At 65.6% G+C, this 15,204-nt stretch carries 17 protein-coding genes; all 17 read left to right on the top strand.

What is annotated here, in order from left to right:
* Positions 1-21 precede the first annotated feature (21 nt).
* The 17 genes from CW359_RS04370 to CW359_RS04300 all read left to right on the top strand — a co-directional run bounded on the left by CW359_RS04370 (position 22) and on the right by CW359_RS04300 (position 15,201).
* A complete protein-coding gene (locus tag CW359_RS04370) occupies positions 22-1,125 on the top strand; it encodes a hypothetical protein (protein ID WP_105968401.1) in 1,104 nt (367 codons plus the stop codon).
* A complete protein-coding gene (locus tag CW359_RS04365) occupies positions 1,122-3,350 on the top strand; it encodes a hypothetical protein (protein WP_105968400.1) in 2,229 nt (742 codons plus the stop codon). The genes CW359_RS04370 and CW359_RS04365 overlap by 4 nt, the downstream gene beginning before the upstream one ends.
* A 607-nt stretch (positions 3,351-3,957) precedes the next feature.
* Complete coding sequence (locus CW359_RS45140; RefSeq protein ID WP_157968484.1) at positions 3,958-5,241, top strand: hypothetical protein; 1,284 nt, start codon at positions 3,958-3,960, stop codon at positions 5,239-5,241.
* A 546-nt stretch (positions 5,242-5,787) separates the two neighbouring features.
* Positions 5,788-6,564, top strand: a complete 777-nt coding sequence (locus CW359_RS45135; RefSeq protein WP_157968483.1) for an AAA family ATPase — start codon at positions 5,788-5,790, stop codon at positions 6,562-6,564.
* Between the two features lie 245 nt (positions 6,565-6,809).
* Positions 6,810-7,133, top strand: coding sequence for a hypothetical protein (locus CW359_RS04350; RefSeq protein ID WP_105968397.1), 324 nt, complete (start codon positions 6,810-6,812; stop codon positions 7,131-7,133).
* Between the two features lie 40 nt (positions 7,134-7,173).
* Positions 7,174-8,022, top strand: coding sequence for a peptidoglycan-binding protein (locus tag CW359_RS04345; RefSeq protein ID WP_105968396.1), 849 nt, complete (start codon positions 7,174-7,176; stop codon positions 8,020-8,022).
* A 32-nt stretch (positions 8,023-8,054) separates the two neighbouring features.
* The gene (locus tag CW359_RS04340) at positions 8,055-8,309 is read left to right on the top strand and encodes a hypothetical protein (RefSeq protein WP_105968395.1); all 255 of its coding nucleotides are present in this window, start codon (positions 8,055-8,057) and stop codon (positions 8,307-8,309) included.
* A 190-nt stretch (positions 8,310-8,499) separates the two neighbouring features.
* Positions 8,500-9,087, top strand: a complete 588-nt coding sequence (locus CW359_RS04335; RefSeq protein ID WP_105968394.1) for a hypothetical protein — start codon at positions 8,500-8,502, stop codon at positions 9,085-9,087.
* Between the two features lie 219 nt (positions 9,088-9,306).
* The gene (locus tag CW359_RS04330) at positions 9,307-9,651 is read left to right on the top strand and encodes a hypothetical protein (protein WP_232838217.1); all 345 of its coding nucleotides are present in this window, start codon (positions 9,307-9,309) and stop codon (positions 9,649-9,651) included.
* Positions 9,652-9,674: 23 nt separating this feature from the next.
* Complete coding sequence (locus CW359_RS04325; RefSeq protein WP_157968482.1) at positions 9,675-10,766, top strand: AAA family ATPase; 1,092 nt, start codon at positions 9,675-9,677, stop codon at positions 10,764-10,766.
* Positions 10,767-10,798: 32 nt separating this feature from the next.
* The gene (locus CW359_RS04320) at positions 10,799-11,926 is read left to right on the top strand and encodes a PD-(D/E)XK nuclease family protein (RefSeq protein ID WP_232838216.1); all 1,128 of its coding nucleotides are present in this window, start codon (positions 10,799-10,801) and stop codon (positions 11,924-11,926) included.
* Positions 11,927-12,015: 89 nt separating this feature from the next.
* A complete protein-coding gene (locus tag CW359_RS45130) occupies positions 12,016-12,996 on the top strand; it encodes a helix-turn-helix domain-containing protein (protein ID WP_157968481.1) in 981 nt (326 codons plus the stop codon).
* Between the two features lie 102 nt (positions 12,997-13,098).
* Positions 13,099-13,548, top strand: coding sequence for a hypothetical protein (locus tag CW359_RS04315; RefSeq protein ID WP_105968391.1), 450 nt, complete (start codon positions 13,099-13,101; stop codon positions 13,546-13,548).
* Positions 13,549-13,629: 81 nt separating this feature from the next.
* A complete protein-coding gene (locus CW359_RS04310; RefSeq protein ID WP_105968390.1) occupies positions 13,630-14,280 on the top strand; it encodes a hypothetical protein in 651 nt (216 codons plus the stop codon).
* Complete coding sequence (locus CW359_RS04305; protein ID WP_105968389.1) at positions 14,280-14,498, top strand: hypothetical protein; 219 nt, start codon at positions 14,280-14,282, stop codon at positions 14,496-14,498. The genes CW359_RS04310 and CW359_RS04305 overlap by 1 nt, the downstream gene beginning before the upstream one ends.
* Positions 14,495-14,659: a hypothetical protein gene (locus tag CW359_RS45125; protein ID WP_157968480.1), complete on the top strand. Its 165-nt coding sequence runs from the start codon at positions 14,495-14,497 to the stop codon at positions 14,657-14,659. Before CW359_RS04305 ends, CW359_RS45125 begins: the two co-directional genes overlap by 4 nt.
* A 44-nt stretch (positions 14,660-14,703) precedes the next feature.
* A complete protein-coding gene (locus CW359_RS04300) occupies positions 14,704-15,201 on the top strand; it encodes a hypothetical protein (RefSeq protein ID WP_105968388.1) in 498 nt (165 codons plus the stop codon).
* Positions 15,202-15,204: the final 3 nt, after the last annotated feature.

Genomic DNA, 15,204 nt, shown 5'->3' with positions numbered 1-15,204 from the left:
GGAGAAGAAGGAACGCGCCCGATGGCCTCGCCGTCGTACCGCTATCTCACCACCGACGCCCTCACCGACAAGGTCCTGGCCTGGGACCTGCCGCTGACCGGAGTCGAGTTCGGCCCCGCACTGTCCGCGACCGGAAGCCTCACCGGCGCGGTCGAACCGCGCCTGGCCCACCTCGTCCGCTCCCAGCTCGACCCCGGCAACACCAAGATCTACGCCGAGCGTGACGGGCGCCTGCTGTGGGGCGGCCTCATCTGGCGAGCCGACCCCGAAGGCCAGCAACTGAACATCGAGGCATCCGGCTGGGGTTCCTACCCCTACCGGCGCTACGACGTCCACGGCCAGCTCAACGCACGCGGCCCCTACACCAACGCCGACCCCTGCGAGGTCATCCGCGACGTGTGGGCGTACTGCCAGGAGACACCCGACGGCCGGCTCGGCATCCAGGTCGACGACACCACCTCCAAGGTCACCGTCGGTACCCCGGCGGACCCCTACCGGATCGACTGGTGGGACACCCCTTCACTCGGCGACGTCGTCGCGGACATGGCCGCCGTCGAAGGCGGCCCCGAGTGGACCGAGGAAGCCGCCTGGCACAACGGCACCCCCCAGGGCCGCATCCGGATCGGCTGGCCCCGCCTCGGCCGCCGTCGCACCGACATCCACTTCGAATCCGGCGTCAACATCGTCAAGGCCGTCCCCGTCGAATACGACGCCGACAACCTCGCCCAGGTCGTCATCGCCCTCGGCGCCGGCGAAGGCCGCAACCGACGCCGCGCCGTCGACGCCGTACGCGACGGACGGCTGCGCCTGGAACACCTCCTCGACGTACCGGGGGAGAAGGCGAACGACCGGCTGGCCGCCCGCGCCCGCCAGGAACGAGTCTCCCGCCAGGTCATCGGCGAGGTCACCGAGATCACCGTCCGCGACCACCCCGCGGCGCGCTACGGGTCCTGGCAGACCGGCGACGACGTACGGGTCCGCGTCCACGACCAGTGGACCGACGTCGACGCCTGGTGCCGCATCGTCGGCTGGCAGATCCGGCCCGCTACCGGCGAAGCCCCCGAGCAGGCCGTCATCCAACTCCAGCGCGCAGACCGCTTCACCTACGGCGGAGGCACCACATGAGCAGCGACATCGCCCGCCTGGCCGCCCGCGTCGCCGTCCTGGAACGGCAGCTGGCGCGCACGACCCGCACCGCCCGCCTGGCGTACTCGTCCATCGAGAACGGGGCGGTCGAAGTCTTCGACGAGGACGGCTCACTGCGAGCGATCGTCGGCCAGCAGCCCGACGGGACCAGCGGCGTCATCGCCGTCAACGGCCCCCCTCCGCCCACCCCGGTGGCCCCGATGGTGGCCCCGGTCCTCGGGGGGATCGCCGTGAGCTGGGCCGGCGTGTTCACCGACGCCGCAGCCGTGCCGCTGGACTGGGCACGCCTGGAGATCCACACCGCCGCCGTGACCAGCTTCGAACCCACCCCGGCGACGCTGCGGGCCACCCTGGAATCACCCCAGGGCGGCACCGTGCTCGTCCCGGCTGGCCAGCCGCTGTACGTCCGGCTGGTCGCCCGCTCGACCTCCGGTACCGCCTCCGCACCGTCCGAGCAGACCGGACCCGTCGGCCCCGCGGCGGTCGTGGCCGAAGAGGTCTTGGACGGCATCGTGGACGAACTCGCCCTCGCCGACGCCGCCGTGACCCGCAACAAGATCGCCGTGGGCGCGGTCGACGCCGACCGCATGGCCATCGGCACCGGCAACCTGCTCCCCGACGCCAGCTTCGAAGGCCCGTACACCGACAGCCTGATCGAAGACAACAGTGACTGGTCCACCAGCAGCCCCGGCAACACCTCCGCCCGCTGCCTGCGCGTGAACGCCGCCGCACCGCAGCAGACGACCCGCAGCCTGCGGGTAATGACTCTGCCCGCCCTGCCGGGAGAACGGTTCTTCCTGGCGGTCGACTACAAGACGTCCGCCGACTGGACCGGCTCGGCCGCCAAGTTCTACCTGCGCTGGCTCGACAGCACCGGGGCCACCCTCGGCTTCGGTGTCATCCAGACACCCTCCACCCCGGCCACCGCCTGGACGCGCATCAGCGGCCAGGTCCGGGCCCCTGCGAACACCGTCAACGCCACCGTGTGGCTGGAGACCTATCAATCCACCGCAGGCCAGGTCTACTTCGACAACGCGGAGATCCGCACCGTCGTCATCGCCGGCCTCATCCTCGCCGGATCGATCGGCACGCCCGAACTCGCAGCCGACTCGATCGTTGCCGAAAAGGTCGTCGCCCAGACGCTCACCGGCCGGGAGATCAAGTTCGCGACTATCACCGGCGGCCACCTGGACGTGAACTCCGCCCGGCTCGCCCTGCTCACCGCAGGCGTGATCAAGGCCAGCATGCTGGACGCAGATGCCATCAACGGCAAGACGATCAAGGGCGCCGTCATCACAGGAGGCGTACTGCGAACTGCCGCGACCGGACAGCGCGTGGTCATCAGCCCCGGAAACACGAACCCGGAGACGGGATCGATCGAGTTCTACTCCGGCAGCGCCAACGAGTCGGCCCCGGCAGAACTCAACACCGCCATCGCCTACGGCTCAGAAAACTCCGTCACCTACGAAGTCCCCAGCGTCTCACTCAGCGCCCCCACGGTGAACGGATCGGCGCAGGAAACGGGCCTGTTCCTGCAAGGGCACGTCCCCGGCTATGCGGGCTCGGTCTTCAACCTGTACGCCAACGAGGTGAGCGGCAACGGAGTGGCCTACATCAACGGCTACGGGGCCGACACCGTCGCTGCCGGTTCATCCATCGAGCTGCACGTCCGGGACGCCCCGCCCGGCTTGGCCCGGTCCACCGCCACACTCACCTCCAGCGGATTCGCCCTCGACGGCGACCTCAGCATCAACGGAAGAACCCAGGGACGGGGATTCGTCGCGCAGCGAACGCTCACCGCGAACGTCACCTTCTCCGGCACGGAGACAGCCGTCATCACCACCGGCAGCATCACGTTCAAGGCCGGCCGCGCTTACCGGGTCTCCATCTGGGCGCTCCACAGCGCGGCGAACGACAGTTACGCGCTGTACCGGATCCGGAAAAACACGGTGTCGGGAACCATCTACAAGGACCAGATCCGGATCAACAATCTGCAAGGCTCCTCAGGGAACGCAGCCGTCTCCGTCCAGACCATCCTGACCAACACCACAGGAAGCGACATCACCGCCGCACTGTGCTGGACCGGCGCTCAGGGCGCAGTCGCCCAGACATGGACCGTCACCGCCAGTAGCAGCAATACCGCGTATCTCCTGGTGGAGGACTGCGGCTCCGCCGACGACTACATCGGCCAGTCGATCACGTAAGTTGATCATTTACCTACAGCGTCGGACAGCGCGCTGCCTCGGTTCGGTAACTGTCGCTCAAGGAAGGTGCATCCTTCGGCCTTGACGCATCAGGTATCGCAGGCCCTCTACCTCGACGATCCGGCACTCGCCGGTGTCTAGGTCGACGGAAGCCTCACCGACGAGGCAGACATCCCAACCCGCCTTTGCGGCGAGATACATGCACCTCTGAATCGCTCGCTCGGGCTGTTCTGCGGAGGAGCCCGTCCCCACTCTCGCGATGATCTGCACCGGGTCAGGTCGCTTGGCCATCACAGCTCCTCTCACCGGCAGGCGATCATGGCAGAAAGCTCAGCCCGGACGACTCTCCGGGTCTCGGGGAAGACTTTGCGGGACATCACTTAGACCATCGCGGTTATACCCCGAGCACACCTGTAGTCGGGGCCATAGTCGGACGGTGCAGCAAGGGGGGACTGGAGGGGTCATCACAAACCCGGTGCAGTGAGCCTTCGTTTCCATCACACTGCATATGTAGGGGGTCCCTCCGAAGTAGTTGATCTCGGCGGTCCACCATGCCTATGAAGCGCAATCGCCCAGTTCGAGAAAATGAGTGCAAATCAGGAGAGCCGTGGAGTATCGTTGGATAATTTCATTGGAATTTTCATCGTTCAACTGGAGCGAAAAGGGCGAGCAGTGGCTCAGTCAACTTTCACGAACTGCTGAGGAGGTATTCGGCGGATGCGTGAACTTGCGCGCAGAAGGACGCAATGAGCTCCAGCGAATTGAAGCAGAATTGACCGCGAGTGATGCGGCTATGGATGCGCGACTCATCGTCGATTTGCAATCCGACAAAAATCCAGAATTTATGCTTGCGGGGAACTCGGATAGTCCGAACGATAGGGAAGTGGCCATTTGGAAGGAAATTGCGGAGAAGGCTAAGGTCGACATGGGGAGGGCGCGTCACCAATTTCCATGGGCGGCTATAATTGGCCAAACTCCGAGCTTTCCGGCTGGAGGTGAATCTATCCTTCTCGATCATTCTGGAAAAGTGTCATCCCTGCGGATCACCCCATCCGGAAAACGACTTCGCGAAGCGCATCCTTGCCCAGGGCTACTGGGAAGATTCACCGCATCGGAATCCAACCTCATTGTGGTGCGCAGTAAGAGTGAGGCGCACGACTGGTGGAAGGCGCGTGAACTGGCTTCGACGGAACTAAGTAAATTGGCCGGTATCCTTTCCGTAGCCTGGGGTGTGTGCGTCGGAATCCGACAGCTGCCGGTGCCGTTGGAGATTGAGCAGCTGGAGATCCCAGATGAGATCCCGGGGATCTTTGGGGACGCCATCCCAGAAAAGAATGCGGGAGTCGGCGAGCACGACAGAAAGGTGTCGCTTCCTTCGTGGGTTCAGGGGGCATGGCATGTGGTGGGTAAGAGCAAGAAAGTTCATGCCGCTGTATCTATGTACATGGAAGGGCAACGCATAGAAGAACAGCACCCTAGTATGAGCCTCGTAGCTTTCACCTCTGCAATCGAAGCTGTCTCGCTAGAAATATTCTCCGTGGATAAAAACAAGGAGATTGCCGCCGCATTCCGCGAGACGCTTAAACTCGCTGTAGGGACGGAAATTGCAGGAAATATTTCGTCCGCTTACGGTCGCCGTTCTCTGACTGTGCACAAGGGGCGACTCCATGGCAATGAATTCATGCCGGGCGCATTTCCTATTAGCTTCACAACTCCGCCAAGTCGAGAGTTCAGTATTATCCTAGGCCTGATGCATGACGCTTCACGTCGCCTTCTCCTTCGGGTCCTTCGTGGTGAAATCTCGGCAGAAAAACGGAGGAAAGGGAAACTAACCGAACCGGATCACGTCCCGTTCCAGCCTTCCACTGCTTCGGTAGGCATCACTGGTTGAAAAATGCCTCCTATGGATGGTGAGTCGGCGCCAACGAGCGAGCGGGGATTCGGCTGGCCAGTCCGACCCGTTCGGTCCGCACGTAGGTGCCGAGGAGTTGCAAACGAGGAGGATTGTTCGGTGCCAACGATGGGCAGCGGTCGTGGACAGGCCGACTTCAACGATAAGACCCGACGGCTCCTAGCCCAGCGCGCGGCATTTCGGTGCTCGAACCCGAGATGCGGGGCGCTCACAATCGGGCCGGGCATCGGCTCGGAAGATGTCACCGATACGGGCACAGCCGCTCACATCTTTGCCGCTGCGGAACGAGGGCCCCGGGGGCCCGGCGGTCTGTCGGACGCAGAGCGATCCCACATCTCGAATGGGATTTGGCTATGTGCGTCCTGCGGCCGCTTAGTCGATGCGAACTCAGGTGACGCATTTTCCGGATCACTACTCCGGAGCTGGAAGGACCTGCATGAACACCGAACTCGCCTGGAGCAGGGCGGGCAATCCCAGCCCTTCGGCTGGGTCCAAACCCTGGAGGTTGTCAGCCACTACATCCTGATGCCCGGCATGCTGCGGCTTTCAAGGCTGAACCTCCTCTTCGGAATGAATAATTCAGGCAAGACGAAACTTTTGCACCTTCTTCGATCGCTCAGTTCGCCACATTTGCTGATGGATTTTCCGGTGGATCTGTCGTGCGCCATCACGTGGTTCGATCCGGAACTCCGGAAGGCGCTGGTGGATGTCCGGGGTCGGTGGCTGGAGTACCGGGTTGATGACCGACGGGTGGCTCTGCCTCCTCGCCCGTATAGGGTTCTATCGTTCGGGCCCGAGGCCTACAAGGAGCGTTTTTTCCCTCTGAAGTCGCCCTCGATCCAAGGAATTGCCAAATTCCTCGGAGTCGATCGGTGGACCGCACGAACGGTAATCGTCAACATGCCTGCCCTGCTGCCTGATGTGATGTCTGAGGTCGCCTTCTACGGGGATGATGTCAAGGTTTCATATCGGGAAGGGGTGATCGGAGGGAAAGAGCTTGGACAGGTAGCCGTGTGGTTCTACGCGCTAGCTGTCTTTGCGGAACTGCAAGCGCGGGCGGAGCCAACAATCCTTGTGTTGGATGAACCATTCGTTTTCCTGCACCCCGCGGCGCAACGGCATGTGCTGGAGCTGTTCGAGTCGGCGACGTGGACTTTCCAGGTCATCCTGGCTGAGCACAGTCTGACCGCCTACGAGCGTCGGCATCACGGCTGGAGCGCAACAGTGCTGGTACCTGAAGGGGAGCGCCAGTCCCGAATCTCTCAGGAGGATGCGGACCTTGAAAGCATCGGAGGCGGCTGAGCGATTACGCAGAGGTCGCGCCGCGGAGTCGCTGGCCGGCATGGCGGCGTCCCGCTGCGCGATCGACTCGGTGATCACGCGGGCCCTGAAAGGGCCGAGTCCTATTGCCCGGTGGCAAATATGGGTCGAGGACCTGGGGGGGGCAGCTTGAGGGCTGTCCCCACGAAACAGCGCGGCCGGTCCGGGCCTGCCCCGCGTCTCATAGACTGATCTTCAGCGGCGCGGGGCTTGCCGAAGGGAGCGCCGTGACCGCGCCGCCGGGACAGGACCCCACGCCGTGGGAACTGCTGCGGGCCATGCAGCAGATGCGCGACGACCTGCGTGCCGACTTTGCTGCCTTCAGCGCGCGGCTCGCCGAGATGGTGACGAAGATCCAGTACGACGCCGACCGGCGGACTGACGAGGTACGGATCAAAGCCGTCGAGGACGACGTTGCCCAGATGCGGCGCGAGCGCGAGACGGAGCGCCAAGAGGCCCGCGGTGTACGGCGGTTGGCTCTTACCGCCCTTGTGGCCCCGGTCGTGGTGGGCGTGATCGTCGCGATCGTGACCGGCAAGCTCGGACTGTAGGCTCGGAACAGCAGGCGCGGGGGAGAACAAGGAACGCGCCATGCCTGATCTCTGGCTTCCTGGAGCTGAGCGGCATCCGCTCAGCGACACCGCACCCACCGACATGCAGTACGACCCACGCGTCATTTGGCACATCACGTGGGACAAGAACGCCACGGCGGCCAAGCCTGCCGATCTTGTGCCGTTCGACAAGCTCGTGCAGTACTTCACGGGCGGCGGCAAGGGAGTCGCGCCGCATCTGCTCTGGGATCCCTTCACGGGCAGGACCGCCCAGTTCTATCCGGCGAACAGCCGGTCCAAGTCGGTCGTCGACCTGGCCAGCGGCACCCGGACCAACCGTACCGGGAAGGTGTGTCTCCAAGTCGAGACGCTGTTCTTCCCGTACTGCCGCGTGAACGGGAAGTCGTACGCGACCGTCCGGGACACCCCGGCCAAGGGACTCGACAAGATCCTGGCCTGGGCGCGGAGTTGGGGGGTGCCGGATGTCTGGCCGATGGGCGCCCCCACCTGGAAGGCGAACCGGAGCGAGCACATCTGGGAGACGGAGGGCGGGCACTACGGCCACGGCCAGACGCCCGAGAACACCCACACGGACCCGGGCCCGATGCCGAAGTGGCCGACCACGACGTCGACGGCGCCCAAGCCGGGCCCGTCGGCGTTCCCCGGCCGAAGCGCCTTCGGGCCCGGCAAGTCGAACGTCTCGATTCTCCTGCTGGGCCAGCAGCTCGTGCGCAAGGGCTACGGCAAGCACTACCGCGTCGGCCCGTCCCGCGACTGGGGTGAGGCGGACCGCCTCAACGTCGTCGACTTCCAGCACGCCCAGAAGTGGACCGGATCCGACGCCGACGGCTACCCCGGGCCGGAGACCTGGCGCCGACTCTTCGCCTGATCCCGCTGACCAGCCCAAGGAGCACACATCCCATGAACCTCTACGTCTCGCTGCTGCGCACGGGAGCTCCGGCCGCGGTCGGCTGGCTCGTCGCGGTGGCCCTCCGCCACGGACTCGATCTCGACGCGACGGCCGTCACGGGAATCCTGACCCCGGTCGCCACCTTCTCCTACTACGGCGTCTTCCGGCTCGCCGAGGAGCATCTGTCGCCTCGGTTCGGCTGGCTGCTCGGCTACGCCCGTCCGCCGAAGTACGAGAACACGACGCTCACTCTGCCGCGTACCTGACCCACGATCAGATGTGATGACGTCGAGCGGCCGAGAGTCCAGCATGGAAATGGAAGAAGACCCCCGCCTCGCGACGGGGGTCTTCGACCTCTTGGAGACTCCACCCTATCGCCTCTTCGGCGAGGTCGGACTCTGCTTCCCCGTTGGTTACAATCTATATGCAGACGTGACGTGAGCTGGAGGCGATGGAGTGGCAGAGGACAAGGCGCCGGCGGGAAGGAAGCCGTATCTGGCCGGCGGAGCTGAGTTCGCCGCGCTGTACGACGTGAAGCGGCTCCAGGTCAGCCAGTGGATCAGCAGGGACCACACCCTCGACTACCGCTATGCCAAGATCATCAGCGGATCGCCTTACTGGCTCCTCCGGTTCGTGAAGGGCTTCGGAGAGACGACCCCGCGCCCGAAGCGCCTCAATCAGACGGAGCTTGAGCGGCTGACCAAGGAGCAGGACCCGGGCTACTGGGTGAGGGAGGTTGAGCAACTTCCCCCGCTGGTAGGTCAGGCCGAGTTGGTGACTCTGTTCCGGCTTCCGTCCGGCGCGCTCCTGCGGAAGGCCATCAGTACGGGCCGGTTCCGGCCCGCCGACTACAACCTGTCCGGATCACCGATCTGGCTCCTGGAGCCGGTCGTTGCAGACGCCCCCGCGCTACAGGCGGGTGCGCGTGGAGTGGACTGGGTGGCCGATGAGGAAGTCTTGTCGGCCCTGCGTGACGGCAGCTATGACGGGCCCGGATCCAGGATCGTGCCGCGAGGTAGGGCGGCGAACAGGACCGCCGAATAGCCGCAGGTCAGAGGCTTACATGTCTTGATCTAACCCCTTAATGCACATAGAATGGGAGCGCGCTCAAGGGAGTGTGCTTCGTTCGTCAAAGGGGGGATCGTGCAGCGATCCAGGGGGCCGCCGGAGGGTGGTCGGCGGTGTTGTCGATCGACAATTCTCCTGTCCAGAGATAGATTCCAACACTTCAGAGTGTTAGGTCTATATCTGAGGGGGGGAGCCTTGCTGATCGAACAGCCGCCGTTGTTCGGCACCATCCAGCCCGTTCGCCACCCCGCCGATGTCGGCAGCCTGACCATCCAGCAGCGATTCGAGGCGTTCCACGCGCTCAACCCCTGGGTTCTCAGGGCGCTGATCCGGATGACCGCCGACTGCGCGGAGAAGGGGTTCGGCCGCATCGGCATCGGGATGCTCTTCGAGCTCCTGCGCTACCAGTACGGCGCGGCGACCCGAGGCGACGAGTTCGCGCTGAACAACGACTACCGCTCCCGGTACGTACGGCTCCTGCTGGCCGAACACCCGGAGTGGGCAGCCCTCTTCGAAGTCCGGGCTCTGCGCACGGACTGACCACGACCTCTTGGAGCCAGATCGTGAATGCACCGGCGGGCACCGCAACGCCGCCCGCAGTCCAACTGAAAACACGCAAGCCGACGGGGATCGTCCCCTGGCCTCTCCTCCTCATCGAGGGCGAGGAGGGTGCGGGCAAGACCTACTCAGCCGCGCAGTTCTCCAGCAGCGACCGCATCGGCCAGATGTACTGGATCGACCTCGACGAGGGATCGGCCGACGAGTACGCGGCCATCGAGGGCGCCAACTATCTGATCATCGAGCACGACGGAACCTACCGAGACATTCTCGAACAGGTTGAGGCCGTGCATGCCGAGGCCAGGCGTGCGGCTGCAGCCGGAGAGCCCCCGGTCGTCCTGACCATCGACTCGGGATCCGCGCTGTGGCGGATGCTCACCAACTGGACCTACGAACGCGGTCGGCGGACGCGCAAGAACCGCGCCCTGCTCCAGGAGGACCCGGACGCCGCGTTCGACATCGGCCGGAATCTGTGGAACGACGCTACGGAGCGGTGGAGCAGGATCGTCTACCTGCTGCGCACGCTGCCCGGCATCGCCATCGTGCTGGCCCGCGGCAAGCAGGTCAGCGCCACGGACGACAACGGCCAGCCGATCCAGAACAAGAGCGAGTGGAAGGTCTCGGCTCAGAAAGACCTCGGCTTCGACTCGTCGTGCTGGGTGCGCATGAAGCGCAACACCGACCCGCAGGTCATCAAGGTCCGCTCGCTGCGGATGCGCGTCGAGCGGAACAAGCCGCTGCCGCTGCGGGACTTCAGCATCGAGGACCTGGTCTTCAACAAGCTGGGCTGCTCCGTCGAGTCCCAGCCGCGCATCATGCCCGTGCTTGTCGGCGATCTCGTACAGCCCTGGCTCGCCCGTATCGCCGGCCTGACGGACAAGAAGCTCCTGGAGGCGCTGTGGCGGGCCGTCCCAGACCCGGTGAACCGCCTGAGCCACGACGAGATCCTCACCATCCGGGCCGCCGCCGAGCAGCGTGCCGCCGAACTCGACAGCCCCCGGCGGGAGATGGGGGAGGGCCCACTGTCCGACGCCGACAAGCTCCGTGCCGCCGCCCAGCGCAAGGCCGACGAGCAGGACGCGGACGCCGAGCAGTGACCGCCCACGCTGACCTCTTGGAGAACTCCCCCATGTCCGTAGCCACCGTTGACGGCATCGCACCTTCCATCTGGGATGCCGCACACGATGTGGACGCCCGCCGTCCCCGCTCTCGTCAGACCCAGCTCGGCGCGTCCGACACCGTGTGCGGCCGACGCGCTGCCTACATCCTGCACGGCATCACACCGACCGATCACCCCGACAAGCGAGCGGCGATCCTCGGAACGTTCATTCACCACGGGCTGCTTGAGTCCGCGCGCACGGAGTACAGATGGCTGGTGGAACGCAGCGTCCAGGACAACCTGATCCGAGGGCATGTCGACGTCGTACAGCTTGACGCGGCGACCGCCGCCCGTCTGCCCGCTCGTCACAGGCCAGCGATACCCGCCGACGTCCTCACCGTGGAGGACGTGAAGACCAAGTCCACATACCTTTGGGACCGCGTTCTTCGCTACGGTGCCACGGCCGCCGAGCTGCGGCAGGTCCAGCTGTACGCGGGCGCACTGTTCGAGGTCGGGTTCGAGGACGTTCCCGGCCAGCGGTACCTGTCCCGCCTGGGGCCACTGGACATCGGCCGTATTCGCTTCCGGTTCATCAACCGGGACTCCGGCGCGGAGCACGTCCAAGAGATCGACTTCGACCCGCAGCGCGCGGCGGAGGCTCAGTGGTGGGTGGAACGTGTGCGTGAGACCGGCAGCCCCGAAGAGATGCCCCGCGATTTCAACGGCCCCGGTCTGGACGCCATCTGCGATTACTGCCCGTTCCGCTCCCTGTGCTGGCCCGGGACAGCTCCGGGCGTGCCTGAGCAGACCGCGCTCATCCGCAACGACGCCGACCGCGAACAGGCGCTCATTGACTACGTGAAGGGACACGAACTCGCCAGCGAGGGCGACAGGGTCAAGAAGTTCGCGCGCAAGAAGCTCGACCAATCCCCCGAGGGGACCTATGGCCCCAACAAGCTGTCCTGGCGCGGAGGCAACGACGAGGAGAAGGACGACGTGGAGGCGATGGTCGACCTGCATGAGGTCGCCGGAATTCCGGTCCCGATGACGCCGGACGTCAACCGCATGGTCAAGAACCTCAAGGACGCAGGACTGGCGATCCCTCGGCGGAAGACCGGCAAGAAGACGCCCGCGGTCATCAACATCGCGCCGGCCTGACCCGACTCCGATGAGTCTCAGCCCCGCCTGGGAGCGACCGGGCGGGGCATCCCGTCCTGCCGCCGTGCCTGTACCGCCCAAGGGGAACCGTGTCCATCCAACTGATGATCGCTGCGGCTTACTTGCCGCCCGACGTGCTCAGCCAGAGCCAGAAACTCGCCCTCATGAAGATCGCGGACAGTGCTGACGATGAGACGCGACTCGCGCGCCCCGGCCTCACCCGCCTCGCGGCCTGGGTCGGTGTGACCGACAAACGCGCCATCACCATCGTCACGGAGCTGATAGCCAAAGGGCTTGTCGAACGCGTGGAGGTCGGCAAGGCGGGACGGTCGGCGGTCTACCGGATCTTCCCTCTCGGGGTACCGCCCACGCCGACCACGCCGGAGCTCAAGGAGCGACTGGAGGCCCGCAAGGCTGCTCCGAAGAACCCCAACAAGGCCCGCTCCGGAGTCACGCGGTCGGCTCCCGCAAAGCCTGCGATGACATATCAAGACGTCGATGACCGCGAGACCGCTCGCCGAGAGAAGGCCGAATCGTCGCAGGTCGAGGCTGGGTTCCACGCGGGGAACCCAGGCGAAGAGGCAGGGTTCCACGGGGGTAACCCAGACGGGCAGGACAGCCGGGTTCCACCGGTGGAACCCGGTGAGTTTCACGGGAGGAACCCACTGGGTTCCAGTGGTGGAACCCCTTCCTTTCCTGGTTCTTCCTCTGTCCTTCCTTTCCCCCCTACCCCCACGGCTGACGCCGCAGGGGAGCCCTCGTCCGCTCCGCCAGACGGCTCCGCTGCCGAGCGAGGGGAGCCGCCGAGAGGCTGCACGAAGCACCGAGGACGCCCTGCTGCCTCCTGCCGTGGCTGCGGCACGAACCCGCGCGCAGGACGCCGGAGGGAACAGGAGGAGGCCAAGGAGGAGGAGCAGCGGGTACGCGGGCGCTTCTGGGACGACTGGTACGAGGAAGCCGCCAGACGCCGACAGCGAGTAGAGGAGCACCCGGAAGCGGCCGATGAGGCGCGCAAGGCCGCGCGTGCGGCCGTACGAGCGCAGAAGGAACGCAGCCAGCGGAAAACTTAGACCCCTGAAAGAAAAATTCGCCGAAAATGTGGACATCACCGGCAATGCATATAGAATAGAACCAGAAAGGGGGAGGAGCCCCCTCTCGATCGGAAGGACGACATGGACTACCTGCCCACACTTCGCCACTGCCACAAGGGTGCGATCGTGCTCGACGGCGCCGCCGCCGCCCGCGAGCAGATCCACGGCCTCGCCGACCTCTACCGCCAGGACCCCGAGGGTGTCGGCGACCTGCTCATCCGGATCGCCGACCTGAAGGACCTGGTCGACTGCGAGCGGCACCTCGGCGGGCTGGGGCACGCCAAGCCCGTGCGGGACGAGGTCGTCGGCGAACTCCTCGACGACATCGGCGGCGCCGAGATCCACCTCGACCACCGCGACAACCACAGGGCGCTGATGCAGGCCCGCGAACTCGCCCACCAGGCGCAGGACATCGCCGACGTCGTCGGTCATCGCGTCGACGAGTTGGAGGCCCTGACCGCGCGAGCGCGACAGGTGCGAGAGGGGCGGCGCGCGGCACCCCTGCTGGTGTTCGTCGCCCGCCCGCGGTGAGCGCGAGCGGCATCAATTTACCCTGAGATAGATCCCAACTCTGTACTGTTGACTTGCGCGCGACCTCTTGGAGAAGGAACTGTGAGCAACGACCTGGCGCCGCTGGCCCCGATGCCCGTGCACAACAACACCGAAGACCCGCTCTGGCTGAACCTGTGGAGCGCGTACGAGCCGGTCATCACCGCGCTGCGCCGCATCCCGCTCGTGACCAACGTCGAGTCCGGGAACGCCTTCGCCATCACCGCCGAGCTCACCGACGGCTCGCATCTGTGGATCTCCTCGGTCGAGGACCTGCCCATGGACCCGGCCGCACTGGAGGGCTTCCACGTCAAGCGCCGCCACGACGACAACCCGAACATCGACGAGGTGCTCTACGACTCCACGGAGAACGGAGAGCAGGCGGGACACGGCAACAACACCGTCCCGCTCATCCAGGCCATCACGACCTTCGTCACCGAGCGGCGCCTCGCGCCACGCGTCATCGACCTGATCTCCGTCCGGCTCCGGGGCGTGACAGCGCAGCGCCTGCCGGTGTCCAAGCTGCTCCACGGCCCTCTCACCGACACCGGCACGGCCCTCATTGAGTACGCCAACTTCGTGCGCGCCATGGCGGCGAAGGGCTGGACGTGCGTCCACGCGCAGGGCAGTACGGACTGGCCGCTCACGGTGTGGGAGCTGAACGACGGGGTCGGCATCCTCTACCTCGCGTCCACCGGGCGGGTGATCGCCTGATGGCGGACGTCGAAGAGGTCCCGCCGAATCCGGCGGAGGAGACCGGCAAGCGCCGCTGCGCCTGCGTCATCGCCCACCCGCAGGACGAGGCCGAACGAGCCCGAGCCCAGGCCGCGTTGGACAACGGACTCGCGACCAACGACGCCCACGGGGTCTTCGTCGCGTGCATGCAGCTCCTTCAGCCCTGCCCGGCTCGCTACGAGGTGGTGGCGCGGTGACCGAACTGCACGCGCTGTACGCACTGCTCGTGCTCGCGCTCGGTGTCGGTGTCGGCCTCACCGTGATCGTCATCGCGGAGTTCCGCTGGGAGGCCCGCAGCCGGGACCCGCGCCGCACGACGCACGGCGAAGTCCACCGCCGCCATGCCGCCCACCGCTGAACGTGCTGCCCGGCCCGACTCCGGGCCGGGCAGCCGGAGACCTCTTGGAGAACAACCCCGTGGGATACGACGTCTACATCCAGACCCCTGACGGCAAGCCTGCCGTAGGAGACGAGAACTACTTCCGGTTCGCCTTCACGGCGATGCCGCGCACCCTCGACGCGATGAACAACTTCGGCATGCTCGTCGAGCTGCCTGTCCCGTCCTACCCCGAGTTGTCCGCCTACGGGCTGACCCACGCGAACTTCCAGCCCGGCATCGTGCCTGACTTGAACACGGTGAATCGCATCGCCGAGTTCCGAGCTGCGTACCAGGCTGCCAAGGACGCCTCGGAGCCGAAGCCGACCGGAATCCCCAGATACAAGCTCTACTCCACGGAGGGCTTCCTCGTGACGATCGCCGAGATCACCGCTGCCCTCGCCACCTATGACGCCCACCCGGGCGTGGCCGTCGCTGAGATGCCCGTCGGCGACCCGATATGGCGGTTCTGGATGAACTTCCTGCGCCGTGCGCAGGCGCACGGCGGTCTCCGCACTCACTGATCT

The sequence above is a fragment of the Streptomyces geranii genome (assembly GCF_002954775.1).
Classification (GTDB): domain Bacteria; phylum Actinomycetota; class Actinomycetes; order Streptomycetales; family Streptomycetaceae; genus Streptomyces; species Streptomyces geranii.
Note: the sequence above shows the minus strand (reverse complement) of the source record. Positions and strands in the feature narration are given on the sequence as shown.